This is a genomic window from Paenibacillus sp. Y568 (genome assembly GCF_059445545.1).
The window spans coordinates 16856-39694 of the sequence record NZ_JCAIUM010000008.1; the positions used below are offsets into that span (position 1 = coordinate 16856).

Here is a 22839-nt window from a genome sequence, read left to right on the forward strand (position 1 = left end):
GCGATGAAACGTTTAGCGTTGAAATATAATCCTATGTATAAGCAGAAATACTTATAAATTCTTATATTTTAAAATAGACTGCCTATGAAGGCAGCCTTTATTCTAACTATAAGCTTTATTTGCGTACTGACAGAATGAATTTCTCGAGTGCACCTGTATCCGTAATACTTTGATTACAATCATGACTCTCCATACATACGTAATGACCAACCATAGAATAATTATCTGGTGAACCGTTCACGGTCTTGGTCTTAACAGAGAAGTATGCTAGCTCATGATGCTGATTACAGAACAGGCAGAACCCTTTCTTGTGTGTCGGTGTAATTCTTCTCTCAACTCCAATGAACTGTCCGTCGTATGGATATATAATGAATAGTTTGTTACTAGCAACATCTACCCATCTTAAATATGTCATATAACGAAAATCGAGGTCACGCAAATCAGATATTTTCAACTTCTTGTTCTTGGGGAATAGCTTCTGAATCTGTTTCTCCGTTATCGACGGATATGCATCAAGGTAAAGCTCTAATTCATTAAGATATGTCTGGAATTCATGTTCCAACTCGAAGGTCGATATTTGCTCCAGTATCTTCTTTTGATTCTCTGTAAGAGAAGGAAATACTTCAAGAATGTTCATCACAGCACGATATCTTACAGTCTCCAAGACTCTACGATCCGCAACGGTTCGCAGTGTATGCAGAATGAATTTCGTTTGTTTCTTAATAACGTTATATTGATGGTTTCTAATAAATGGTGTAATCATAGCTCTTCAGCTCCTTATTTTTAATGAAAAATGATAAGGTGCAAAGCCCATTTATAGAAACGATAAAATTAAGTTTGGGCGATCCATTCCATCGCACCTCACGCAAAGTATCGCCCTAAAAACTAGGCTTTGCATGAGGAACTTCTAGCTAATGGGCAATTCAGCATTAGCACTGTACCACCTCCGAGCATATTTATTCGCAAAAAATTATAGCACCAAATTTCAGAAGGGGCAATATATCTCCAGGGTTTAGCTCCATCTGACATCAGCCTTAAAAAAGTGATGCCATTATATATCATCAGATTGAAGAATCACTCATAAATTGAACAATACCAATTAACATCAAAAAAACTATAAAGACAATTATAAAGATGATTACAAACTTCAAAATTCTAGAAAACTGCGATTTGTGTTGGAGTTGATTCTCCACACTTACCAAACGTTCTTTCAGCTGCTGTATTTCTTTTTCATTGTCCATTTATTCCACCCTTTTGTCTCAGACTTTAAAATCGTCTATCCGGAAGATCTTCTGTAGTTTTCTGTCCAACAACAAGTCCTAGTGACAACCAGCGACCGTTATCCTCTAATATAAAGTCTTTCTCACCATCATAATACCGGAAATTATCGATCATCCATTGTTTAGCTTCCGGAAAATAGTATTTTTCTGTAATCGATAACCCGTGATTTCGATATAAGTCACAGTTCCATTCCAATGATCTTAACCATTTCTTATATGACGTAAAAATTTCATGCTTTTTCAATTCCGATGGTATTGGATTTAGTGTACACATGGGTTCTGCGATTCCTATATGCCCACCTTTACGTGTAACCCTTATGATTTCTTTCCATGCTTGTTCTCTTTCATCAATCATAAAAAAAGAACCAATACCAAAGACAGCATCAAATGATTCGTCTGGAAAAGGCATATCCTTGGCGTTTACATTCATTGCAACAACGTCATTCGACACACCTTGTTGAACCGCGAATTCTTGAATAACCTCTAAACTTTCCCAAGGTTCTAGAGTAATGACGGATACTCCCCAATTCCGAGCTAATATGGCAGCTACTTGACCCGTACCAGCACCAATCTCTAATACTCGCATCCCAGCTTTTAATTTCAGGGCATTTATTAATGGAAGTGCCATTTCATACGAGCCTGCTCCAAGTGGTTGGGGATGATCGATAGATAAAAAAGGATTGTTCATATCAATACTCCTCTGACTAAAAAGATATTTTAAAATTGTAAACTAAACCCTTTAAATGTATGAATCCCCGTTCCGTGTTTTACAAGTCCCTTTTCTCTCAATTCAACTACCGCTATCTTCAATTCATGTAGAATTGTTGGAGCTAGACCTAATGTATTGTGTGAACCATAGACCTTTGTAACATTCGGGATTTCGGAAATCTTCTCTAATGAATCAACTAAGTAAACAGGATTGGTAGCGGGATAAAAGGCATAAATAGGCGTTTCATCATAAAGTAAGTCCCCTGTAAATAAGTAGCCGTTGTTATTATCAAATATGGATATATGCCCCGGAGAATGTCCAGGAGTATGATAGATCGTTATTCTTCTTTTTCCAAGATCAATCACTTCACCATCTTGTAATATACCCGTGGGTTTCCCTTGAAAAGGCTTATAGGTATCTGGATTAAAAGTTTCTGGAGTAGGTATTGTGATATCTCTACGTATATCCTTCCTAATTTGTTCTATGGGCAGGCCCTTAATGCCATTGATTAACCAATCTTCCTCAACTTCATGAACGAAAATGGTATCAAATTCACCGTGACTTCCTATATGATCAACATGCACATGTGTTGTAATAACTAGGATTGGCAAGTCAGTTAGTTGATCAGTTATCCTTTTAATATTGTCAATCCCAAGACCTGTATCAATGAGTGCCGCTTTTTCTTCACCTATCAATAAAAAAGAATGTACTTTCTCCCAATGTCCATACTCACTGATTGCATATGTTTTTGGATCAATTTCTTGAATTGTAAACCAAGCATCTTCTATCATTTCAAATCCCCCAATAAACGATTGTTCCTTCTCCAACTATCTCTTACTAAGTTTGTAATAATTATATTTCCTATTTTCAATTTCAATATTATTTTGGAATTCAAAACCACATTTTTGGATCACTCTATTCGATGGAATGTTACGTATCTGAGCTATAGTGATGAGTTCCTTGACCTGTGTATTTTCAAATAAATACATGATTAATCCTTTTGCAGCTTGAGTCGTGTAGCCCTTATTGGTATGTTCTTTCGATATCCCATAGTAAATCTCTCTATTTGGTGGTGGAAAATTATCCAAAATCCCTGTACCACAAACACCTATAAACTCGCCAGTTTCTTTGGATATCATACCCAATCGTAAACGTAGCTCTCCAATATCTCCATCTTTTGATACAGCATTTAAAAATCGTTTGTTTTCAGGTATTTCATAATTGTTGAACCAATCTTCTCTTTGCTCCTTGGATCCATTCCAATCAATCAAATATTCATAAAAGTGTGGTTGCCATGTAAGGTTATGTAGTTCGTCTAAATCCTCTTCCCGATACTCCCTCAAAAGTATATCATTACACTCTATAGTAAAGAGGTTCTTGCTAATATTTTGCGAGTTACTCATCGGTATCCCCCTTCTAAAGAAGTAGCTAAATTCATTAATATGATAGCATATTTAATGCGATTGAATTGATAAACAATAACTATAGTAAAACTCTCACGGATGTTTCCTTCGTTTCTCCATAACGACTCTATACAAATTAGATAGCTATGAATAAGCTATCATTGAGATCCTTGTAATGTTGAACTTTAACTTGACTTCGACTCAACATCTGTGTATTCTGTGTATGTATCACATACACAGTTGAAAGAGAGTGAAGATCACGAGAATAATCATTTCAAATGTATCCGACCCCCCTATATATCAGCAGGTAAAAGACCAAATTAAAGATGCCATTCTTCGAGGCGAATTAAACGAAGGCGAGCTTTTACCATCCATTCGAGCATTAGCCAACGATTTACATGTGAGCGTACTGACTACCCGAAGGGTATATGATGAGCTTGAATCAGAGGGCTTCATTACAACAAGACCCGGTAAGGGTTCTTATGTATCTCAGGGTAACCTTGAACTTTTGCGTGAATCTAAGAGGCATATGGTAGAGATGAAGCTTACCGAAGCATGGAAATCGGCATGTTCCCTGGGAATTAGTAAAAGCGAATTGTATCAAATGATAGACTTATTATTTGAGGAGATGGAAGATCAATGAATTCGGTCTTGGATGTACATGGACTACACAAAAAACTAGGCAACTTTGAGTTACATAATGTCAGCTTCTCGTTACCAGAAAACTGCATTACGGGTTTTATCGGGATTAACGGAGCTGGGAAAACCACAACAATCAAATCTATCCTAGGATTAATATTGAGGGATACCGGAAATATTCAATTATTCGGCCAAGATATGGACAAAAATGAACGAGAATTGAAAAATCGGATCGGTATTGTTTTCGACGAAGGTTACTTCTATGAGGACTTAACGATGGCCGAAATGAAAAGCATTATCGCACCCGCTTATTCCCAATGGGATAATTCTATCTTCAAGAAGAACATGGAGCGCTTCGGGCTACAACTTAACCAGAAAATAAGTACCTTGTCCAAGGGAATGCGAATGAAATATGCAATCGCACTAGCGTTATCTCATCATGCTGATCTGTTGATTATGGATGAGCCGACAAGTGGCCTCGATCCTCTAATTAGAAGAGAGATTATGGACATTCTGTTAGAGTTCATGGAACATGAAGGAAAAAGCGTGTTCTTCTCAACTCATATCACCTCTGATCTCGACAAAATAGCAGATGTGCTGATTTTAATGGATCAAGGCAAAATTGTTTTTAACGAAGATAAAGACCTATTGTTAGATAAACATGGTTTTGTTAAGGGTGACACAAAGAATCTTAATGAACACACACGGAAAATGTTTCTAACACTACGCGAAACTGAATATGGTTTCGAAGGTTTAACGAATAATAAACCAGCTATACGGCAGGAAATGAATAATGTACTTATTGAAAAGCCGACGATTGAAGATATTATGCTCGGCTATGTTAGGAGGTAATGAAGATGTTGTTGAATCTCGTAAAGAAAGACTTTCTTCTGGTAAAAAAATATTTGATTATCATGTTTGTCGCTGCTATCGTGCTACCCGTGTTCATTAGAATGAAGACCGGCTTCCTTATTGATGGTGGTGCTCTCTCTTTTTTTATAAGTACGCTATTTATCTTATTTCTGATATTCAATTCAGTGTCGATGTTAGAGTATAAATACAAAGGTTCTGCGTTATTATGCGCGACTCCCTACAGAAGGAATGCGTTAGTCATATCGAAGTATCTGTTTCTCTTGATCATGTTTGTTAGCTGCTACATCTTATATACAGTGACTTCCTTGTTTATACCCAAGCAGTTAAACATGTTAAGTTTCTCCGGCTTAGGGACATCCTTTTTGATTATAACCCTTATTTTCTCGATCATGATCCCTGTTCAATACCGCTTTGGTTTCGAGAAGGCTAAATATATTTTCTTTTTCAGTGTATTTATAACACCTTTCATTACACCTGTTATAGTCAATTATGTACAAGACGATCTCAACGTCCAAATAACACTTTCTGCCCCGCAGATTATTCTAGACTTACTACCTATTGTATTGGCATTGGTCATAGGTAGCATCTCAATGATTGCCTCCATGCGTATTTATGGAAAAAAGAACCTCTAACAAAAATAAGGCACACTTTTAGCGATTGCTATAGCAACCGCTAAAAGTGTGCCTTATCACCCAGTTCTAAACGACATTCACCCTCATCTAGTTCTTAGGTTCATCTTCATACCAAGGGTTAATATGAACCAACACCTCTGCTACCTCTCCATGTTGTTTCATTATGGTTTGCTTGATGATTCGAGAAGTATCATGACCATCCTGAACAGTTAATGTGCCCGGTACACTTACACGAACATCGACGATTGTATAATGTCCATGCTCTCTTGCTCTAATGCGATCAATTCGTTTCACATGTGGAATCGTTGTGATAAGCATAGCGAATTGATCCAACTTCTCGGTCTCCAAATTTTTCTCCATGAGTACATCAACGGACTCTCTGCCCATGTGAATCGCAAGCTTTAAGACGAAGTAAGCTACAACAATTCCTGCTATCGGGTCTCCGTACATCAACAGTTCAATGCCATAATATTCGCCGACCATGGCCAGGGCAATACCAATGACAGCCGCAACCGAGGCATACACATCAGCTAAATGATCGTATGCAGTCGCGATCAACCCCTTACTGTTAACCTTTTTCCCGATTCGCATGGTGTATACATAAAGCGCTTGTTTGACGATGAGTGATATTATGGCCGCTATTAATGCAATCATGGATGCTTCATGCGGAGGTTCAAACAATGCCAGGACGGCGTGATACCCAATGAACAACGCTGCAATGATTAGAATGACTGCCACAATTCCTGCCCCTATGACTTCGGCTTTGCCATGTCCGTATGGATGATCTTCGTCTGCTGGTCGTTTAGACACATGCATGGCGCTTAAAGTGGCCAAAGTAGCCACAATGTCACCCGCGTTATGAACACCATCAGCAATCAAGACCTGACTGTTGACTAGAAAACCTACAATCAACTTTAATCCCGTCAATACAATATTGCCTATTAAGCTGATCCAAATTGCGAAAGATGATTTTTTGTTATCCATTGTCATTAATTCTGCCTCCTACCATAAACATTGCCCTAAGGAAACAAAAACCCTCGACGGGGTCGAGGACTGATTTGGATCACTTATTGAAAATTGATACACATTCGTCACATCGTCACCACATTTACTTAGTAGGATAATAAAGATTTATTATAACACAATGTTGGTTGGAGACAAGGCACACTAGCCTTCCATACAATAAAAGGGCTACTGCATGTGGAATTTCTTCATCATTTCAACATCAACATGTGAATCTTCTCCCCACGTTTTAACCCTTGATCGCTCGGCGGAACGACGATTAAGCAATCGCTGTCCTTAATCGTGATCATCACGCCTGACTCATCTATCCCTGTTGGGATAGCGTAGACAACACCGTCTCTAATGTCGATCTTTCCACGAACGTAACGTGTGAAGTTGTTTACTATAGAATAATCTGCACCTAATGTGCCACTCAACTCTTTTAAATAAGGGCTCTGATCACCCAACATCCCTCTAATACTTGGTCTAACAAACAATTCAAATCCGACGAAACAAGCGCCAGGATTACCAGACAATGCAAATAACAACTTACCATCTTTAACAGCTGCTGTCGACACGCTCCCAGGACGCATAGCAATTTTGTTGTACAGCATTTCCTCACCGTCGCCACGTACCAGATCACCCATAATATCATAATCACCAACGGATACACCACCACTTGTAACGACCATATCATAGTGAGCGAGAGCCTCTTCCACTTTCTTACGTGCTAAAGACAGATCATCCATAATAGCGTCAAGAACGATTGGCTCTCCTCCAGCCTCGATAACCTGAGATGCAAGCATCAGAGTATTACTGTTACGTATTTTCCCAGGCTGAAGAGGTTCTTCAACAGATAAAAGTTCAGATCCTGTTGAGAAAATAGCTACACGAGGGCGACAATATACATCAACTTGATGGATACCAAATGTCGCTAACACAGATATTTCACCTGCTGTAATAGTTACACCTGGACTAAGGATTAATTCTCCCGCTTGCAGCTCTAATCCTATTGGGGTTATATTTGCCCCACTGTCGATAACATGTCTTAGTCCAATAAAAGATTGAGTATGTTCCTCACGAGCCTCTGTCTTTTCAAACATCACGACTGCATCCGCACCTTCTGGAATCTGTGCACCTGTCATAATTCGTGCAGCTGTACCTGGGGTGATCATCTTATCAGATACGGTACCACAAGGAATTTCATCAATGACTTGAAGCCATGTGATATGATCATCAGAACATTCCATGGTGTCAGCAGAACATATCGCATACCCGTCCATAACAGAACGGCGAAAGTGTGGATACGGATGGGGTGCAGATACTTCTTGAGCTAAAGTTCTTCCATGACTTTCGTTCAGCGAGATCCTTTCCGTATTCCCTGCACTTATATACTCGGCTATCATCGATTGAGCAACATCGACCTGTAACGCTTTTCGATTAAATTTAGAATCATGATGTATGGATTCAGACATGTTGTAACCTCCGTTATTAAAAAAAGTGTCTAGTACATTTATAGACTATGATCAAGGTTATTAGCAACCCTTCATAGCATGTTACACAACAAAAAAGGTAACCTACGAAAGAAAGTATTCTCCGCACGCTACCTTTACATATAATAATCTAATTTTTAAGCATACTCGATCTTCTCATTACCTTCGACTTCGCCTGCTAATCTTACCTGAACCAATCTTCGTCTTTGGCTTACTAATGGACTTCTTGGAACTTTTGGAACTGCTCGAAGAACCAAAGATACTGGATCCGCTATCGCTGCTCCCTCTCTTAATCGTTCCTTTACTTGTGTTTGAATCACTGGCACCTCGACTGAAGATCGTATCGTCGGATCCCGTACTACTCGAAGAGTTGGTCTTTCCTCGACGCGTAATCAGCCCTTTTTTCTCCACAGTCAGTGGGGGGGCAATTTTCTTGTCGTCTACTGTTGCTTGGCGGTAACTACCTTGTTGTGGTTTATAGACATCCTTACTTGAGTATCCACGATATGTACCACCTCTACCTATGGAATCAAATAGATTGCCTATAATACTTGCTGCGATATAACCTTGTAAGAAGCTTGAATCATAATTTTTCTGCACATATTCTTTAGAATCAACCTCGATAAGCGTATCTTCTTTGTTATCTGGATCCTGTTGCAAATGATACCATTCATTCGAATAGACAAGGAACATTCGCTCCGGGTCTACTGGTGAGATCTCATCAGGCTTACGTTGTTCTGAAAGATCAGTAGCTACCTCTGGTACCGTTTGCCCTACAGCTTTATATACATATGAGGTTGCATTACCTTCTTTATTGACAGACTCAAGCGGATACGACTTCGTTAGATCCCCCGACCCACAACCACTTAATAACGAAATAACTAAACTAAGAACAATCAATAATTTCATAGAAAGAACTGAACGTTTCTTCACTTGATCCACTCCTAGCTAGCTTGCCCGAATAACTTTGACATCTGCTGATATCACACTTTCACCTTCATACATCATGAAACGGCCATTCTGCCATTCAATACGAAGCAGAAAATTATCATCGGATTGATATTGCCACACATGCTGGTCTCCACCTTGCATAAAAGGAGATCTTCCTGTCACTAATACATTTCCATCATATTCTTCTTCTAAATGAAAAGCTCTATCATCCAAATCGATGATACTTGGCACTTCTTTAGGATTATCTAACCTACCATCAATGGGAGTATATAATGCATATTGTAAATTTTCTCTTTCTTCAATATGAAGATATGCGAGATCTTGACCATCTTGTAAAGTAAGGACAACCGCATTTCGAGCCCGATTGTGTACTCTACCCACGACTTCATAAGTTACAAGAGATACTTCACAAATGTCTCCAGGAGCGAGTCCTAGCATACTTTTCTCCCGTATTGGAGGCTCTTCTTTACCAAATAAATTCCCAATTCGTTTCCATACACTCATTTTCTATGACTCCTCGCCTATGTTTCTTATCTAATTATAAACAAGCAGTAATGATTAATGCCCCAACAATATGAAGGGTCCCTGCGAATAGGCCGTAACCTACTTTACCTTGTTGTGTTCCCAGATCTAAATCGAGCTTAGCCCATCCACGTAACATGATTCGAACGATGCTCTCCAACACGAGCAGAACGAGAAACGAGATGATCGATACTACAATCGCTTCAAGCAGTTCGTTAGAGGTAGAGATGGATACAGATAGGATATATCCTTGAGCAAGTAGCTTCATGATCATACGTGATGTGACTGCCATATTTCCTGCTTTTACCTCTTCGAAATCTTTATATTTCGTGAATAATGAGTCCACATAAAGCAGAATAAATAGTAATATTGAGCCTACACCTGTCCAGACCAATACTCTTAGAACATACTCTAAATCCATGATACAGTCACCCCATTCAGCATTAAATAATACATAGCAGACCTACTTCAATTCATATAAAAGCGAAGGAGGCCGATCTTGTGAATGGCTCCTTCGCCTGTTGCAAAAATTTAAACTTTTCCTGAATCAAACCTTAGATTTGATCCACTTATTATTTCTTCTCGTATTGTTTCATAAGTGCTGCCAGTTCATCTTCTACCGCTTGGTCTTTGCTTAAGTTAGCAAACTCATCATCTAGTGATTTCTCACTTGAAGCTAATTCATTGCTTGCTTCAGCTTGTGCTTCCATTTGCATCATTTTATCTTCCATGCGTTTAAGACCATTTGCTGCAGAATCCGTACTGAATCCTGTCATTGCTTTATTAATTTCAGTCTGTGCCTTAGCTGCATTGTAACGAGCAACTAGCGTTTCACGCTTATTTTTCATCAAAGTCAGTTGCTTACGCATTTCATCCAGCTTACCACGTAAGTTGTCAGCAGCTGCTTTATTCTGATCATAGTTTGTTTTGTATTCATTCATCTTCACTTCTGCTGCTTTCTTCTCTTCCAAAGCACGACGTGCAAGATCAATGTTCTGAGCTTGTGCAGCTGTAGCTGCTTGTTGACCACGTTTCTCTACTAATGCTTCTTGTTCTTCAAATAGTTGTTTGAATTTCTTTTCAATTGCGATCTGTGCAGCTACCGCTTTCTCTGCATCTTCAAGATCCTCGTGCATATCTCGAATGTACTGATCCGTCATTTTAATTGGATCTTCCGCTTTATCGATAATGCTATTAATATTTGACATTGTTAAATCCCGTAATCTTTTGAACATTGACATGATTGATTTCCTCCCAGAAATAGGTTTGATATTTTATAATAAGGTTTACGCACGAAAAAAAATAATGTTTCAATATTTTAAAAAAAATATTTTAAACTAAACTTAGGATTGAGCTACACGTTGCAAATACTCATCCATTCTTTCATTCACGATGGCGACGATTGTCTTAATTTGTTCTAACGAAATATGATCATAATGGATTCCAGCAGCTACCGTTACGGTTCGATCCAGCGCTCTTGCCGCTTTGATTGCTAACTCTTCACTGATTGTATGCTCTTTGTGTCCGGGTAACGCTGTCGTCTGTACTTCGATCCTACCACTACTATCCTTATATGCTGTAGACACAGCACCGATATGTGCAGCTCCTCCTGTGACGAGCAGCATCATATCACGACCTACAGGAACTTCTCTTACTTCAATGTCTTCAGGATTATATTCATGCATTCTGACTCAGCCTTTCTTCATCAGTAGAATCGATATCCCTAATTCTATATTATTCCACGAATTTCGTCCAAAGAAGTTATATTCTCATCTCGCATAAATTGTTCCAATCCTTCAATTAGATCTTGACCCGCTCTAAGATTCATAAAGTTATAGGTTCCAACTTGCACTACTGAGGCACCAGCCATAATAAATTCAATCACATCCGTTGGGGATACGATACCTCCCATTCCCATAATCGGGATATTCACTTGTTGGGCCACTTGATGTACCATCCGTAGGGCAATCGGTTTGATGGCTGGACCTGACAATCCCGCATAAACATTCCGAAATACACTTGAACGGCGATGAACGTCTATTTTCATAGCTGAAACGGTATTAATGAGTGATAAGGCATCTGCGCCTTCATCTTGACACATCACAGCCATTTCAACGAGGTTCTCAGCATTCGGAGATAATTTAACCGTTAAAGGTAGCGAGGTAGCTTGTCTTACTTGCCGAACCACTTCACGTGCAGCTATTGTTTTCACGCCATAGGCTATTCCACCCTCTTTTACATTAGGACAGGAAATATTCAGTTCAATCATATCCACCGCTTGTCGCCCACATGCTAGTCTTCTATCATAATCCTCTTGTATAAGGATGGCACCCTTCACATATTCATCCATACTATTTCCACCTAAATTAACAATCCGTACCATATCCAGAGTCTCCCAATAAGCGCATTCTTTATCTAAGAAATAAGGGATCCCTGGATTCTCAAGACCTACACTATTCAACATTCCTGAAGGTGTCTCAAATACGCGTAAACCATCATTACCAGCCTTCGGATGTAACGTTAATCCTTTACCGCTAATGCCCCCGAGCTTCGAGATATCGTACAATTGACCATATTCTCTCCCGAAACCAAACGTTCCTGAAGCCATTACAATTGGATTCTTAAAGTGAATATCTCCCATTTGGCACGTTAGATCAATCATGAAACACAACCTCCTCTGCAGCAAACACAGGGCCATCTGTGCATGCTTTTTTACGACGATCCTTACAGGACACACTACATACTAAACATGCCCCAATCCCACAAGCCATTCGATTCTCTAAAGAAATATAGACACGAGCTGAACTGCCCGTTATTTGTTGTTTGGTTTGTATAGCTCTCATCATTCCATGGGGTCCACAGGACAGAATCGTATCATACTGGTGGAAATCCACATCATCCACAATATATCCCCCAACATTAATATGAAGTTTACCCGCTACCTTATTGAATTGATCTAATAAATATGGCTCCTTACTGAACCCTAGATAGATATCTGCATGTGGAATTTGTTGTGCACAATAATAGAGCGGTGCTATTCCGATCCCTCCACCAATCAATGCGACTCGACCTTCCGTCTCCGTAAATCCATTTCCAAATGGTCCTTCTAACCTAATTGAATCTCCTGGTCGGAGTGCTGCTAGAAGTGCTGTTCCCTCTCCGACAACTTGAATAAGAAACTCGATACTACGATCATCCTTATTAAATATACTTATAGGACGCGAGAGTAACGGGTAATTCCCCCATGCACGCAACATATAGAACTGACCCATTCTGACTACATCATTGTTACAATCTTCTACTTTTAATAAATACACCTGTTCCGCTACCCGTTCGTTAGATATTACTTTCCCCATGGGAATATGCCTCCTATCACCACAAATCCATTCTAACAAACATAGCTCAGATCGATTATGAAGATAAGTGATCTTTTTCACAATAAAACACAAAACCATCATCATTAAGACTAACTCGCCATGACGAATACATTATTGTCCTAAATGACAACTCTTTTTAAGCATAATTTCAGCACGGTAAGGAAATAACAACAAAGATCTTGTCCATCGTAATTTCCAAAGAAGGGAGTCCATCGTTATGTTCAAAAAAATAGCAGTTATGCTTATGTTACCTCTACTATTAAGTGGAATCCCCCAAATTCATTCGGAGATGAGTGATTCGTCAAGTCACATATCAACCCAAACCATTTTAGCTTCAGATCCAGAATCGCTTCAACCCACAACGAAAGCAGTAAACTCTACCAAGCGAAATCAACACAAGAATAAAGAGGCCACTTTATCAGAGTTATATCGCAAATTTCCTGAAACAATCATAACCAAAGGCCCTAGAAGTAAAAAAATAGCCTTAACATTCGATGATGTTCCAGATCCACGTTTTACACCAGCTGTATTGGATATACTCTCTAAATATCATGTTCCTGCCACCTTTTTTGTCGTTGGTAATCGTGCAGAGAAGCATCCAGGACTCGTGTCTCGAATGAAACGCGAAGGTCATGCTATAGGAAATCATTCGTATGACCACCCTCTTTTCACAAAGATTCCTTTATCTCAGTTTCAGAATCAAATTTTGACGACGGAGCGGAGAATACAATACATTGTTGGGTACAAACCAAAGTTGATACGTCCACCTTATGGGGATATTACTGAAGAACAGCTGAAATGGGCTAAGAAACATGGTTATAAGATCGTGAACTGGAATGTGGATTCTTTAGATTGGAAAGGCATTAGTAAAGAAAAAGTTAAGAATAACATTCTGTCTTCTGTAGGTCGGGGTTCTATCATTCTACAGCACGCAGGGGGAGGTGTTGGGTCAGATCTAACGGGTACCATTCAAGCTCTACCCGAAGTCATCCAGACATTACGAAGTAGAGGTTATACGTTCGTTACTGTTCCTGATTTGTTACATATATCTGAGGGGAAATAAATTCACAAGGAACATCCCAACCCTTCCATTCGATATGATTCATGGCTCTCAACAAACCGAAGTAATGGGCACTTCTATTTTTGATAATCATGCCCATTGCTTCAGATCCATTTAATTCATTGCTGATGCCGTAACGATCATCTGATACGACGCGTTCACATTCAAGGGTGCGGTAGGTACGCCGTTCTGATCAAAAATCAGACGTTGTACTTCCAACTCCTCTAATTCCTCCACATGTCCTTCCACATAATCCAATATCCGATCACCTGTAGACTGTATACGAGCCATTAAGCCGCCATACCGGATGTCGAGTACTTCCCAACCAAAAGCCTTGTATGTCATCATCCACATACGGCGATGGGCCATGCGCAATGCATCGACTTGACGATATAACTCTGGAAGTTCCGTAGACACAAAGTTCATTAGCTCATCCCTCTGTCTTGCATCGTAGCTCCGTTTAATACGTATACCTAAGGTAGACTTCAATACAAGTAGGCCTGCTAGTTTCTCATAAGTTTCGAACAAACGATTAAACGGGGATGGCATGGATTCCTTATAAGAGCGCCATTTCTGTTCCAGATCAGCATAGTATGTAGGGAGCACTTTCTCACTCTCCTCATCGATATGCCCGTCGAACAATCCCATCATCAAATCCTGCCATAATAAGAACTTCGATGGATTGGCCATCCAGTGATTACCCTCATCAACACCCGGAATCTCATCCATATATTTGAGAGAAATAAGGGGATCAAATAAATCGAGACCTGTGCAGACTTTTAGACGCTGACGGAGTCGTTCGTCATCAACTTCATCCCCATATCCATGTTCTGCAAATAGCTGTAAGCCAGCAAGAATGACATAATGATTTGTTTCGTTCCCATTATCACCCCACGCGGTGGAGAATACTTCTTTCACCCCTTTGTTCTTAGCTGCACGCAGCGCAGGATGACTTGTTACCCATGTTTTTCCGTAATTCGGGGCTATAGAATTCCACATATGAATCCCGCCTGCAAATATAGGGAGTGATCCGAACTTAAGATGCATGTCAACAATTTTCTCGTAACCTGCTTCGTCACCTTTACCATAATCCCAATAAACAAACTGCACGTCATTTGGGATTTTATCTATATGTTCATCAGAGAAATCGGCATTCATGTTATACAATTGTCCTTGATAATCGTTTGCAAGCAAGTTGAAATACATGTCGCTCCAGATCATCGGATGAAGTCCCAACTGTGTTGTAATAGCAAGCACCTTGCCCACATGTTCGTTCATAATCTCAAAGCGATCACGAAAGCCGTTCTCCCTCAAATAACGTCCAAGTCCAACCTGAAACGCTTCGTCCATTCCGATATGAATACGTTTCGAACGAAATGTGTTTGCAGCTGTCGTTATCATTTGCTCTATGAATTCATATGTTTTGGCCTCACCAGGCAGGAGAATGTCGTGATGATCCTTCATCTGTCTAGCATAGTCCCATTTCAATGCATGTTGCAGGTGACCTAACGTCTGGATACAAGCAATCATTTCAATACCAAACATATCGGCATAATCGTCTAACTCTCGCAGTTCCTCCATCGTATATCGACCACGCATATATCCGAAATACGGAAGTTCTTCGATTTCGTAAGTATCTTCCGTGTACATCATCAATCCGTTCAGACCCATGACTGCCATAAAACGGATAAACTGCTTAATGGTACTCACACGCATGACCCCGTTACGAGATACATCCAGCATCGTCCCATTGAAATCGAATCTAGGTTGTTCTGTTACCTCAAAGGAATCACCCGCTGTGGCATGTTCAATAAATAATCCAAGCGCACGATAGAAGTGAATATTTTTCTGATAATGAATGACTCCTTGGCCACCGCTACATAAAACCCTCAGAGGACCATCCTCCTGTATCACCTCAATACCGATGCCACCGTGGTCAATCTGTAATCCCAGCATGTCTGCTAACTGGGCGACACCTTGAGCCATGCTCGTCGTCAATCCTTTAAAATACACTCTCATTGTTCTACCTCCACCTGTCTGACTATAAATTGTTTTACTGACCGCCTCTCCCTCGATAGTTCCTCGGTGAAAGACCCGTTATACGTTTGAAGACTCTGGAGAAATAAAATGTATCTTTATAACCAAGTGCTTCACCCACTTCTTTAACCGCCAACTCTGAATTGAGCAAGATGTTCTTCGCTTCCGCAATCTTAAGCCTGTGAAGAAATTCATTTAAGGGATATCCTGTATACTCATGAATGATTCTGCGTAGTGTCGACACTGAAATATGATGCCTAGCCGCCATATCCGCAGGCTCTTGCGATAAGTGCAAGGAACGGGAAATATCATCAATGACTTTCACAACTTGGCTTCCTCGGTTACCAGCTTCACTTTTATCTCCTTGAGCTACAAGTTCATACAAGAAGGATTCAATCATCATCGAGGCGCGATCCAGATTGCTTGGAACACCACTATCAATGAGCATGAACATCAATTCCATCTTATGAATATATGCTTCATCAATATCCGCTTGTTTGACGAGATCAGGATCAAGAAGCCAATTCTCCAGCCACTCGGCTACCCTGGTTCCTTCCATGGTAAAATAATACTCATCCCAATACCCATCCATATGCGGACCGTAATTAAAGACAGCGCCCGGATATAGACAGAACCAGCTTCCCTGTTCAACGAGCTGTCTCTCGCCTCCGTTTACCTGGTAATAACCTCCTCCGCCCGTAATCATCACGAAAGCCCAATATTTGAAATCGGCGTCGATTCGTTGAAGTGTTCTCGCAGGTAAATGTCCCGCATTTACAACCGTCAGTGTCCTAATTCTTTTCTTACTAAGATCTACCATAGGATGAAATACACGGATCGGATGATTACTGATCATATAATCCATATATTTTGTCATTCCAACCATTCTCCCTTTTAAACAACTGTGTTAAATTATCCTTAGATGAACAAATAAAACATATCTATGTACAAGAACGAGCTAATTATAACAATATTGTACAGATAACGGAAGGGATGTAAACGTAAACAATGGATATTATCAAAATAGGTCTTATCGGAGCTGGATCGATCTCCGAATCCCACTTATTAGCCTATCAAGCCAACCCGAAAGTGAAACTATGGGCAGTCTGCGATCTAAACGAAGAAAGAGCTAGAAAAGCAGCCGAGAAATACGATATCCCTCATGTATATACGGATTATCATGAACTCCTTGCCAACTCGGAAGTCCAAGCCGTCAGCATCTGCACTTGGAACAATTCCCATTCCGAGATAAGTATCGCTGCTCTAGAAGCCGATAAGAATGTGTTGTGTGAGAAGCCACTGTGCAAGACTGTAGACGAAGCTCTTCGAATCGAAGAAGCTGTCCGTAAGACAGGTAAAATGCTTCAAGTTGGATTTGTCCGTCGTCATGCCTCTAATATCGCGGTGTTGAAAAAGTTTATCGATGCTGGTGATCTGGGTGACCTCTACTTCGCTAAAGCTAGCTTGATTCGCCGACTCGGCAATCCAGGTGGCTGGTTCTCCGACAAAGAACGCTCAGGCGGAGGACCGCTTATTGACATCGGCGTGCATGTGATCGATTTATGTTGGTACTTGATGGGCAAACCAAAAGTGAAATCAGTTAGTGGTAATACTTACTCCAAACTCGGCAACCGCTCCAATATAGAGTATTATGATTTCTATCAGGCGGCTGATTATGACGCAACATTAAACGACGTTGAGGACATGGCAAATGCACTGATCCGTTTTGAGAATGGCGCTTCCCTAATGGTAGATGTGAGCTTCTCACTTCATGCCAAACAAGATTCAGCCCAAGTCAATCTCTATGGTACGAAGGGCGGTGCCGAAGTCGAGCCTACATTATCGATCGTCGCAGAACAGCACAATACAATGATCAATATTGAACCACAAATCTCCCAACCTGCATTTGATTTCCAAGTCAGTTTCCGGAATGAGATCAATCATTTTGTGGACAGTTGCTTAGGGATTATCGAAACAAACAGTCCCGTCGAAGACGGCGTAGAAATAATGAAAATACTGAATGCCATATATCAATCGGCTGCTGAAGGCCGGGAAATTCAATTCTAAATCGGAGGAGGTATGAATGAGATGAGCCTACCCCTAAACAACAAAATCGGTGTCATTGTAGATAGCTTTGGTATAGGTGTTCTGGAAGGTCTGAAAAAGGCAAAAAAAGTAGGAGCAGATGGCGTACAAATCTATGCCGTATCTGGCGAAATGGACCCTGCTACGTTAACCGCTGCTAAACGCAGAGAACTTCGTAGTTATATCGACGATCTTGGGCTCGAAATTTCAGCGCTTTGCGGAGATTTGGCTGGCCATGGATTCCAAGATGCTGAGGTAAACCCAGACAAAGTCGAAAAATCTAAACGTATTCTCGATTTGGCTGTAGAACTCGGTAGTTCCATCGTAACTACTCATATCGGTATCGTACCCAACGATAAGAACGATCGCATTTATGACTCGATGCAACGTGCATGCGACGAATTGGGTATATACGCGAAGAGCATGAATGCCTATTACGCCATTGAGACGGGTCCTGAACCAGCAGCTCATTTGAAAAGTTTTCTAGATACGTTGCATACGAATGGAGTCTCCGTCAATTTCGATCCAGCCAACATGGTCATGGTCACGGGTGATGATCCCGTTGAAGGCGTCAAGACGCTGAAGGATTACCTTGTTCATACACATGTCAAAGATGGCAAACGTCTACGCTCTGTCGACCCTAGAGAGGTATATGGTTATCTTGGTTACGGTGCAATGGATCATGCCAAAATTGCTGAAATGGCTACATCCGGTGTTGCTTTTGAGGAAGTTCCACTTGGCGAAGGTAAAGTGGATTTCAATGCCTACTTCGCAGCCCTTAAGGAAATAGGTTACAACGGCTATTTAACCATTGAACGAGAAGTCGGAAGTAATCCCGAAGAAGATATACGTAAAGCGGTCTCTTTCATCCAAGCATTTCGTGGTTAAATTCCACAATATATTACCTAAGGAGCATTCATCATGAAATTAGGAGTTAGTTCTTATAGTTTGTATCAAGCTATGACTGCAAATGACATGAGTATTCAGGACGTTATTACATGGGTAGCGGACATTGGCGCTCAGCATATCGAAATCGTTCCGATTGGATTTGACTTCAATAGTAATCCCGAATTAGAAGATCAAATTCGAGAGAAAGCGGCAGAAGTAGGTATCGCTATTTCCAATTATGCTATCGGAGCGAATTTCATCACGGATACAGAAGAAGCCTATGAGGCGGAGATTCAACGTGTCATCAGCGAAGTAGATCGTGTCCATCGTCTTGGAGCCAAACTAATGCGCCATGATGTAGCTTCCCGCCAAGATACGTCCATTGCTCGATTCAATGAAGATTTAGCCCGCATCGCTCATGCTTGCCAGCGTATTGCTGATCATGCTAAACAATATGATATTACGACAAGTGTAGAGAACCACGGGTATTACATACAAGCCAGCGACCGTGTACAGTCACTTATTCATGCTGTAGACCGTCCGAATTTCAAGACGACCCTTGATGTCGGTAACTTCGTATGTGTGGATGAAAATCCAATATCCGCTGTGAAGAACAATATTAATTATGCATCGATGGTGCATATTAAAGACTTCTACATCCGTCCATCTTACCGCAACCCAGGTGAGGGTTGGTTCAAGAGTGCTGGAGGAGAATTCCTACGCGGAGCAATCGCCGGTCAAGGAGATCTCAATTTATATGAAATTCTACGGATCGTAAAACAATCCGGTTATGACAATTACATGTCTATTGAATACGAAGGCATGGAAGAATGCCGTAAAGGAACCCAGATTGCCTTTAATAACGTAAATCGAATCTGGAATGAAGTCTAGAATAACCGACTCATCATTTTATTCAGATAGATGACAGAATCTCAATACCAAAAAGGGGCTGTCCCAAAAGTCAAAAATGACTAGGGGCACCCCATTTGTTTTTTTGTAGGAGAAAGTTAGATGTTCTGAAAAGACGCTCCGCGAACGGACCGTTTCTCCAATCGCTGTGGTCTCGGAGCGTCCGCTTCACACAAATACAATATCAATCTCCTTCTATCTACGTATACCCACTGTTATGATTTCACAAGGACCCACTTGTAAGGATACACAACCGTTCGAAGAGCTAGCGATTGGCTCACTCTCCCCTTCCAATATCGTCGTCTTGTAGAAGTGCTGCAGAGGTAGAGCCGAACTTAAACTCAGGTCTGTATTTTCCTGACTCATGTTATACCACCGAAGAAGCATATCTCCAGTCGCCTCGTTCATTTTTAATGAGGAAAATGCAAGTTCCTTGTTCTCCCATTCAAACGGCGTATATACCGGTGCAATGATCCCTTCATGAACATCTGTTTGACACACGACCCAAGGAATTTGGAATTGGTACGCCTCTGAATAAGCACCTGATGTCATAGCATTACCGGTGTGTGGAATAAGCTCCATACGTACAGTATGTTCTCCGAGACATTGCGCTTCCGGTGTAGGGAACAAGCCCCAGTCTCCGAGTTCACCCACACTACGAAGCAACGTGATCGCAATGGTGTTACGACCATCCCGAAGCACTTCATATTCGTTCAATCCAAAGTTAGCGACTGTAAGACCAGCGTTCTCTTCACTTATATCCACAAAAGCCTGCTGATGTTGTGTGTTACTCGGATTAGCCCACTCTGCAGCTGGCTCGATATCCCGCTCAGGAATTTCGAACATGGAGTCTACATGATGAACAGTATTGTTCATATCCGTTGGGAACAACGCACGCACGCGGTGGTCCTTGGCAGGATTATCTATCGTTGTTTCAATGTGTACGCCCTTACCATCGCGCTCTATGCTAATTATGGTTCGAAGCTTCAGAATGACCATGCGACTGCTTCGCTGTGCTTTACGCTCCGGATAGTACACCAGTGCCCGCTGCTCCTCGTCAAGCCATTCATCAGCTGAAGCTGGAATTTCCCAATCATGCTTCATTTCAACAGAAGCTCGGTAAGGTGTATTTTCCAGAACGGCAATGTTCGCCTTAAGTCCTTTTGTCGTCAACACCTGTTCGGCCAATGGCTGCATGTACATATACTCGTTACCGATATCGCCCGTGTTCTCGTACACACCAAGATCTCTGTACGTCTTGCCATTATTTTTGTCGAGCAATGTGAATGAACCGTCATCTTGGATCTCTACCTTAAGTGACTCATTCTCCATTACCCGGTCTCCTTGAAGCAAGGAATTAGCCGCCGTTGGTGGCAATGCGTCTGTACGACGAACCCAAGCGTATGAGCGAAGGCCGAGTGCAGGAACTTCTGCTGATTGGAATGTAAGTTGTACTCGACGACACATATACGGCTGGCGGAATCTATCATCTGGCAAGTCGTAGCCAAATTGAAGACCCAAATCCTCCATCGTGCATGCCAAAATATTCCCTTGTTCGTCTACAAGTTCACGATCGCTCAAATCGAGCTCCTTCATCCGCCGGGCTGTTTCTTCCAAAGAGAAACCTTCTCTCAAATACAGATGCGCTGCGTCAAGTACTATGCTCACCGTACCCGTGCGCTTCCAACCCGTCATGTTCATGACGACAAACGGAAGAACGTCCTCACCATATTCAGCGAACCCAGAAGTATTTACAGCTGTTGCAATCACTTGCTTACTATCATCTACGATAGTCTCCGTTACATGGCGGCTTTTCTCAAAGCGGGTAACCATTTCACGATGTACTTCATCTACACTACAACCACAAATACTGTCATGTGGGTGATTCTGCATCAACGTTTTCCAGGCATAAGTAAACAGATGATGTGGATAGTCCTTGCCCAATACGTGAGCGAACGATGCAAGTGGTTCGGCCAATTTCTCTAGCATCACCTGTCCTTCTTGATTCATTTGTTTCAAATAGACGCGTGCTGATGCCGTGTTTACTAGGGTACCCCATCCGTCTGTCCGCTGGCTACGGAGCTCACCCTTTACAGATGATAAGTTGCTTCGATCCATTGCTCCCTCTACTGCCTTAAGATAATCTGGAAAGTTCGAATGAATAAAGGTCATATCCGGATACAACTTCCTTGCCGTTTCGATTGCTTCCGGCAAATCCAGTTGAACAGGTTGATGATCACAACCATTCATGAATAGCAGCTCACTTGTAGAAGCGAATTTTTCTGCGTCTGCAAGCTTCCGCTCCCAGAACACTTTCGCTTCCGCTTCATCCACAGGTACTTCATTTCCGTTAGAATACCAGTTGGCAAACAGAATGCCCAGCACTTTGGAACCGTCTGGCCCTTCCCAAATGAGTTCGGAGAAAGAGGACTCATAACCTCCATCAGATACGGTATTATTGAATCCCGTTGGTTTCACACCTCGTCCAAAAAAGGCATTCGTGATCCCAGATTGCTGCATTAACTGCGGCGTCTGACCTACGAGTCCGAAGGTATCTGGAAAATAGCCGATCTTCGATGGTTCCCCGTATCTTTTCGAGTCCTGATGCCCTATTTGCATATTACGTATGTTCGCTTCCCCGCTTGTCAGGAATGCATCTTGCAGGATATACCACGGTCCAATGAGCAGGCGACCTTCCGTAATATATTTCTGCAGACGCTCCTGATTTTCCGGGCGAACCTGAAGGTAATCCTCCAGAATGATGGTCTGCCCGTCGAGGTAAAAACTCTTATATTCACTATCTTCATCTAACTTATCTAGTAGTGCATCAACCAGCTGAACGAGGCGCACATGGTGCTTCTCATAAGGCAGGTACCATTCCCGGTCCCAGTGGGTATGGGAGATGATGTGTGCAGTGCGTGATTTACCTGGTGTTGTTTCCAAAGTGAAGACCTCCTTATATGAAATGCATTCTCCATA

Annotated in this window: 23 protein-coding genes; 7 read left to right on the plus strand and 16 right to left on the minus strand. The window is 41.3% G+C overall.

Going from position 1 to position 22839, the window contains the following annotated elements:
* Nucleotides 1-115 precede the first annotated feature (115 nt).
* The 4 genes from AC1D7X_RS12725 to AC1D7X_RS12740 all read right to left on the minus strand — a co-directional run bounded on the left by AC1D7X_RS12725 (nt 116) and on the right by AC1D7X_RS12740 (nt 3392).
* Entirely contained in the window at nt 116-763 is a 648-nt protein-coding gene (locus AC1D7X_RS12725; RefSeq protein ID WP_495475358.1) for a FusB/FusC family EF-G-binding protein, read from the minus strand.
* Nucleotides 764-1266: 503 nt separating this feature from the next.
* Nucleotides 1267-1968 (minus strand): class I SAM-dependent methyltransferase, encoded by a 702-nt coding sequence (locus tag AC1D7X_RS12730; protein ID WP_495457159.1) that lies wholly within the window; start codon nt 1966-1968, stop codon nt 1267-1269.
* Nucleotides 1969-1997: 29 nt separating this feature from the next.
* Nucleotides 1998-2780 carry an MBL fold metallo-hydrolase gene (locus AC1D7X_RS12735; protein ID WP_495475359.1) on the minus strand — a complete coding sequence of 261 codons (783 nt, stop codon included), beginning with the start codon at nt 2778-2780 and terminating at the stop codon, nt 1998-2000.
* Between the two features lie 36 nt (nt 2781-2816).
* Complete coding sequence (locus tag AC1D7X_RS12740) at nt 2817-3392, minus strand: GNAT family N-acetyltransferase (protein ID WP_495475360.1); 576 nt, start codon at nt 3390-3392, stop codon at nt 2817-2819.
* A gap of 256 nt (nt 3393-3648) precedes the next feature.
* On the opposite strand from AC1D7X_RS12740, the gene AC1D7X_RS12745 reads away from it, so the two are divergent.
* Genes AC1D7X_RS12745 through AC1D7X_RS12755 form a run of 3 tightly spaced genes read left to right on the plus strand, consistent with a single transcriptional unit; the run spans nt 3649 to nt 5536 of the window.
* Complete coding sequence (locus tag AC1D7X_RS12745; RefSeq protein WP_495475448.1) at nt 3649-4035, plus strand: GntR family transcriptional regulator; 387 nt, start codon at nt 3649-3651, stop codon at nt 4033-4035.
* Nucleotides 4032-4883: an ABC transporter ATP-binding protein gene (locus tag AC1D7X_RS12750; RefSeq protein WP_495475361.1), complete on the plus strand. Its 852-nt coding sequence runs from the start codon at nt 4032-4034 to the stop codon at nt 4881-4883. Before AC1D7X_RS12745 ends, AC1D7X_RS12750 begins: the two co-directional genes overlap by 4 nt.
* Before the next feature lie 5 nt (nt 4884-4888).
* Nucleotides 4889-5536 carry an ABC-2 transporter permease gene (locus tag AC1D7X_RS12755; protein ID WP_495475362.1) on the plus strand — a complete coding sequence of 216 codons (648 nt, stop codon included), beginning with the start codon at nt 4889-4891 and terminating at the stop codon, nt 5534-5536.
* An 87-nt stretch (nt 5537-5623) separates the two neighbouring features.
* Here AC1D7X_RS12755 and AC1D7X_RS12760 read toward each other — a convergent pair whose 3' ends face one another.
* From AC1D7X_RS12760 to AC1D7X_RS12800, 9 genes are all read right to left on the minus strand, one after another.
* Nucleotides 5624-6520, minus strand: coding sequence for a cation diffusion facilitator family transporter (locus AC1D7X_RS12760; protein WP_495475449.1), 897 nt, complete (start codon nt 6518-6520; stop codon nt 5624-5626).
* A gap of 230 nt (nt 6521-6750) precedes the next feature.
* Nucleotides 6751-8013: a molybdopterin molybdotransferase MoeA gene (locus tag AC1D7X_RS12765; RefSeq protein ID WP_495457164.1), complete on the minus strand. Its 1263-nt coding sequence runs from the start codon at nt 8011-8013 to the stop codon at nt 6751-6753.
* A 177-nt stretch (nt 8014-8190) separates the two neighbouring features.
* Nucleotides 8191-8940 carry a DUF4247 domain-containing protein gene (locus AC1D7X_RS12770; RefSeq protein ID WP_495475450.1) on the minus strand — a complete coding sequence of 250 codons (750 nt, stop codon included), beginning with the start codon at nt 8938-8940 and terminating at the stop codon, nt 8191-8193.
* Between the two features lie 39 nt (nt 8941-8979).
* Nucleotides 8980-9486, minus strand: coding sequence for a DUF4178 domain-containing protein (locus tag AC1D7X_RS12775; RefSeq protein ID WP_495457165.1), 507 nt, complete (start codon nt 9484-9486; stop codon nt 8980-8982).
* 34 nt (nt 9487-9520) lie between these two features.
* Nucleotides 9521-9925, minus strand: a complete 405-nt coding sequence (locus AC1D7X_RS12780) for a DUF350 domain-containing protein (RefSeq protein ID WP_495457166.1) — start codon at nt 9923-9925, stop codon at nt 9521-9523.
* 151 nt (nt 9926-10076) lie between these two features.
* Nucleotides 10077-10745, minus strand: a complete 669-nt coding sequence (locus AC1D7X_RS12785; RefSeq protein WP_495457167.1) for a PspA/IM30 family protein — start codon at nt 10743-10745, stop codon at nt 10077-10079.
* Nucleotides 10746-10847: 102 nt separating this feature from the next.
* Nucleotides 10848-11189 (minus strand): prenylated flavin chaperone LpdD, encoded by a 342-nt coding sequence (lpdD, locus tag AC1D7X_RS12790; protein WP_495475363.1) that lies wholly within the window; start codon nt 11187-11189, stop codon nt 10848-10850.
* 44 nt (nt 11190-11233) lie between these two features.
* On the minus strand, nt 11234-12166 hold the full coding sequence (locus AC1D7X_RS12795; RefSeq protein ID WP_495475364.1) for a dihydroorotate dehydrogenase: 933 nt from the start codon (nt 12164-12166) through the stop codon (nt 11234-11236).
* Nucleotides 12159-12860 (minus strand): dihydroorotate dehydrogenase electron transfer subunit, encoded by a 702-nt coding sequence (locus tag AC1D7X_RS12800; RefSeq protein WP_495475365.1) that lies wholly within the window; start codon nt 12858-12860, stop codon nt 12159-12161. Before AC1D7X_RS12800 ends, AC1D7X_RS12795 begins: the two co-directional genes overlap by 8 nt.
* 238 nt (nt 12861-13098) lie before the next feature.
* Here AC1D7X_RS12800 and AC1D7X_RS12805 point away from each other — a divergent pair, with 238 nt between their 5' ends.
* Nucleotides 13099-13944, plus strand: a complete 846-nt coding sequence (locus tag AC1D7X_RS12805; protein ID WP_495475366.1) for a polysaccharide deacetylase family protein — start codon at nt 13099-13101, stop codon at nt 13942-13944.
* Between the two features lie 111 nt (nt 13945-14055).
* On the opposite strand, the gene AC1D7X_RS12810 is transcribed toward AC1D7X_RS12805, so the two are convergent.
* Together AC1D7X_RS12810 and AC1D7X_RS12815 are read right to left on the minus strand one after the other, a co-directional pair.
* Nucleotides 14056-15960 (minus strand): beta-N-acetylhexosaminidase, encoded by a 1905-nt coding sequence (locus AC1D7X_RS12810; protein ID WP_495475367.1) that lies wholly within the window; start codon nt 15958-15960, stop codon nt 14056-14058.
* Nucleotides 15961-15994: 34 nt separating this feature from the next.
* Nucleotides 15995-16855 carry a helix-turn-helix transcriptional regulator gene (locus tag AC1D7X_RS12815; RefSeq protein ID WP_495457173.1) on the minus strand — a complete coding sequence of 287 codons (861 nt, stop codon included), beginning with the start codon at nt 16853-16855 and terminating at the stop codon, nt 15995-15997.
* Nucleotides 16856-16986: 131 nt separating this feature from the next.
* Here AC1D7X_RS12815 and AC1D7X_RS12820 point away from each other — a divergent pair, with 131 nt between their 5' ends.
* Genes AC1D7X_RS12820 through AC1D7X_RS12830 form a run of 3 tightly spaced genes read left to right on the plus strand, consistent with a single transcriptional unit; the run spans nt 16987 to nt 19842 of the window.
* Nucleotides 16987-18045 carry a Gfo/Idh/MocA family protein gene (locus AC1D7X_RS12820; protein WP_495457174.1) on the plus strand — a complete coding sequence of 353 codons (1059 nt, stop codon included), beginning with the start codon at nt 16987-16989 and terminating at the stop codon, nt 18043-18045.
* A gap of 21 nt (nt 18046-18066) precedes the next feature.
* Nucleotides 18067-18951: a sugar phosphate isomerase/epimerase family protein gene (locus tag AC1D7X_RS12825; RefSeq protein WP_495457175.1), complete on the plus strand. Its 885-nt coding sequence runs from the start codon at nt 18067-18069 to the stop codon at nt 18949-18951.
* A gap of 33 nt (nt 18952-18984) precedes the next feature.
* Entirely contained in the window at nt 18985-19842 is an 858-nt protein-coding gene (locus AC1D7X_RS12830; protein ID WP_495457176.1) for a sugar phosphate isomerase/epimerase family protein, read from the plus strand.
* A gap of 213 nt (nt 19843-20055) precedes the next feature.
* Here AC1D7X_RS12830 and AC1D7X_RS12835 read toward each other — a convergent pair whose 3' ends face one another.
* Entirely contained in the window at nt 20056-22803 is a 2748-nt protein-coding gene (locus AC1D7X_RS12835; protein ID WP_495475368.1) for an alpha-mannosidase, read from the minus strand.
* Nucleotides 22804-22839: the final 36 nt, after the last annotated feature.

What these genes read in the sequence shown, in the direction of transcription:
- AC1D7X_RS12725 (WP_495475358.1), bottom strand. Translation starts at nt 763, where the DNA reads ATGATTACACCATTTATTAGAAACCATCAATATAACGTTATTAAGAAA.
- AC1D7X_RS12730 (WP_495457159.1), bottom strand. Translation starts at nt 1,968, where the DNA reads ATGAACAATCCTTTTTTATCTATCGATCATCCCCAACCACTTGGAGCA.
- AC1D7X_RS12735 (WP_495475359.1), bottom strand. Translation starts at nt 2,780, where the DNA reads ATGATAGAAGATGCTTGGTTTACAATTCAAGAAATTGATCCAAAAACA.
- AC1D7X_RS12740 (WP_495475360.1), bottom strand. Translation starts at nt 3,392, where the DNA reads ATGAGTAACTCGCAAAATATTAGCAAGAACCTCTTTACTATAGAGTGT.
- AC1D7X_RS12750 (WP_495475361.1), top strand. Translation starts at nt 4,032, where the DNA reads ATGAATTCGGTCTTGGATGTACATGGACTACACAAAAAACTAGGCAAC.
- AC1D7X_RS12755 (WP_495475362.1), top strand. Translation starts at nt 4,889, where the DNA reads ATGTTGTTGAATCTCGTAAAGAAAGACTTTCTTCTGGTAAAAAAATAT.
- AC1D7X_RS12760 (WP_495475449.1), bottom strand. Translation starts at nt 6,520, where the DNA reads ATGGATAACAAAAAATCATCTTTCGCAATTTGGATCAGCTTAATAGGC.
- AC1D7X_RS12765 (WP_495457164.1), bottom strand. Translation starts at nt 8,013, where the DNA reads ATGTCTGAATCCATACATCATGATTCTAAATTTAATCGAAAAGCGTTA.
- AC1D7X_RS12770 (WP_495475450.1), bottom strand. Translation starts at nt 8,940, where the DNA reads ATGAAATTATTGATTGTTCTTAGTTTAGTTATTTCGTTATTAAGTGGT.
- AC1D7X_RS12775 (WP_495457165.1), bottom strand. Translation starts at nt 9,486, where the DNA reads ATGAGTGTATGGAAACGAATTGGGAATTTATTTGGTAAAGAAGAGCCT.
- AC1D7X_RS12780 (WP_495457166.1), bottom strand. Translation starts at nt 9,925, where the DNA reads ATGGATTTAGAGTATGTTCTAAGAGTATTGGTCTGGACAGGTGTAGGC.
- AC1D7X_RS12785 (WP_495457167.1), bottom strand. Translation starts at nt 10,745, where the DNA reads ATGTCAATGTTCAAAAGATTACGGGATTTAACAATGTCAAATATTAAT.
- lpdD (WP_495475363.1), bottom strand. Translation starts at nt 11,189, where the DNA reads ATGCATGAATATAATCCTGAAGACATTGAAGTAAGAGAAGTTCCTGTA.
- AC1D7X_RS12795 (WP_495475364.1), bottom strand. Translation starts at nt 12,166, where the DNA reads ATGATTGATCTAACGTGCCAAATGGGAGATATTCACTTTAAGAATCCA.
- AC1D7X_RS12800 (WP_495475365.1), bottom strand. Translation starts at nt 12,860, where the DNA reads ATGGGGAAAGTAATATCTAACGAACGGGTAGCGGAACAGGTGTATTTA.
- AC1D7X_RS12805 (WP_495475366.1), top strand. Translation starts at nt 13,099, where the DNA reads ATGTTCAAAAAAATAGCAGTTATGCTTATGTTACCTCTACTATTAAGT.
- AC1D7X_RS12810 (WP_495475367.1), bottom strand. Translation starts at nt 15,960, where the DNA reads ATGAGAGTGTATTTTAAAGGATTGACGACGAGCATGGCTCAAGGTGTC.
- AC1D7X_RS12815 (WP_495457173.1), bottom strand. Translation starts at nt 16,855, where the DNA reads ATGACAAAATATATGGATTATATGATCAGTAATCATCCGATCCGTGTA.
- AC1D7X_RS12820 (WP_495457174.1), top strand. Translation starts at nt 16,987, where the DNA reads ATGGATATTATCAAAATAGGTCTTATCGGAGCTGGATCGATCTCCGAA.
- AC1D7X_RS12825 (WP_495457175.1), top strand. Translation starts at nt 18,067, where the DNA reads ATGAGCCTACCCCTAAACAACAAAATCGGTGTCATTGTAGATAGCTTT.
- AC1D7X_RS12830 (WP_495457176.1), top strand. Translation starts at nt 18,985, where the DNA reads ATGAAATTAGGAGTTAGTTCTTATAGTTTGTATCAAGCTATGACTGCA.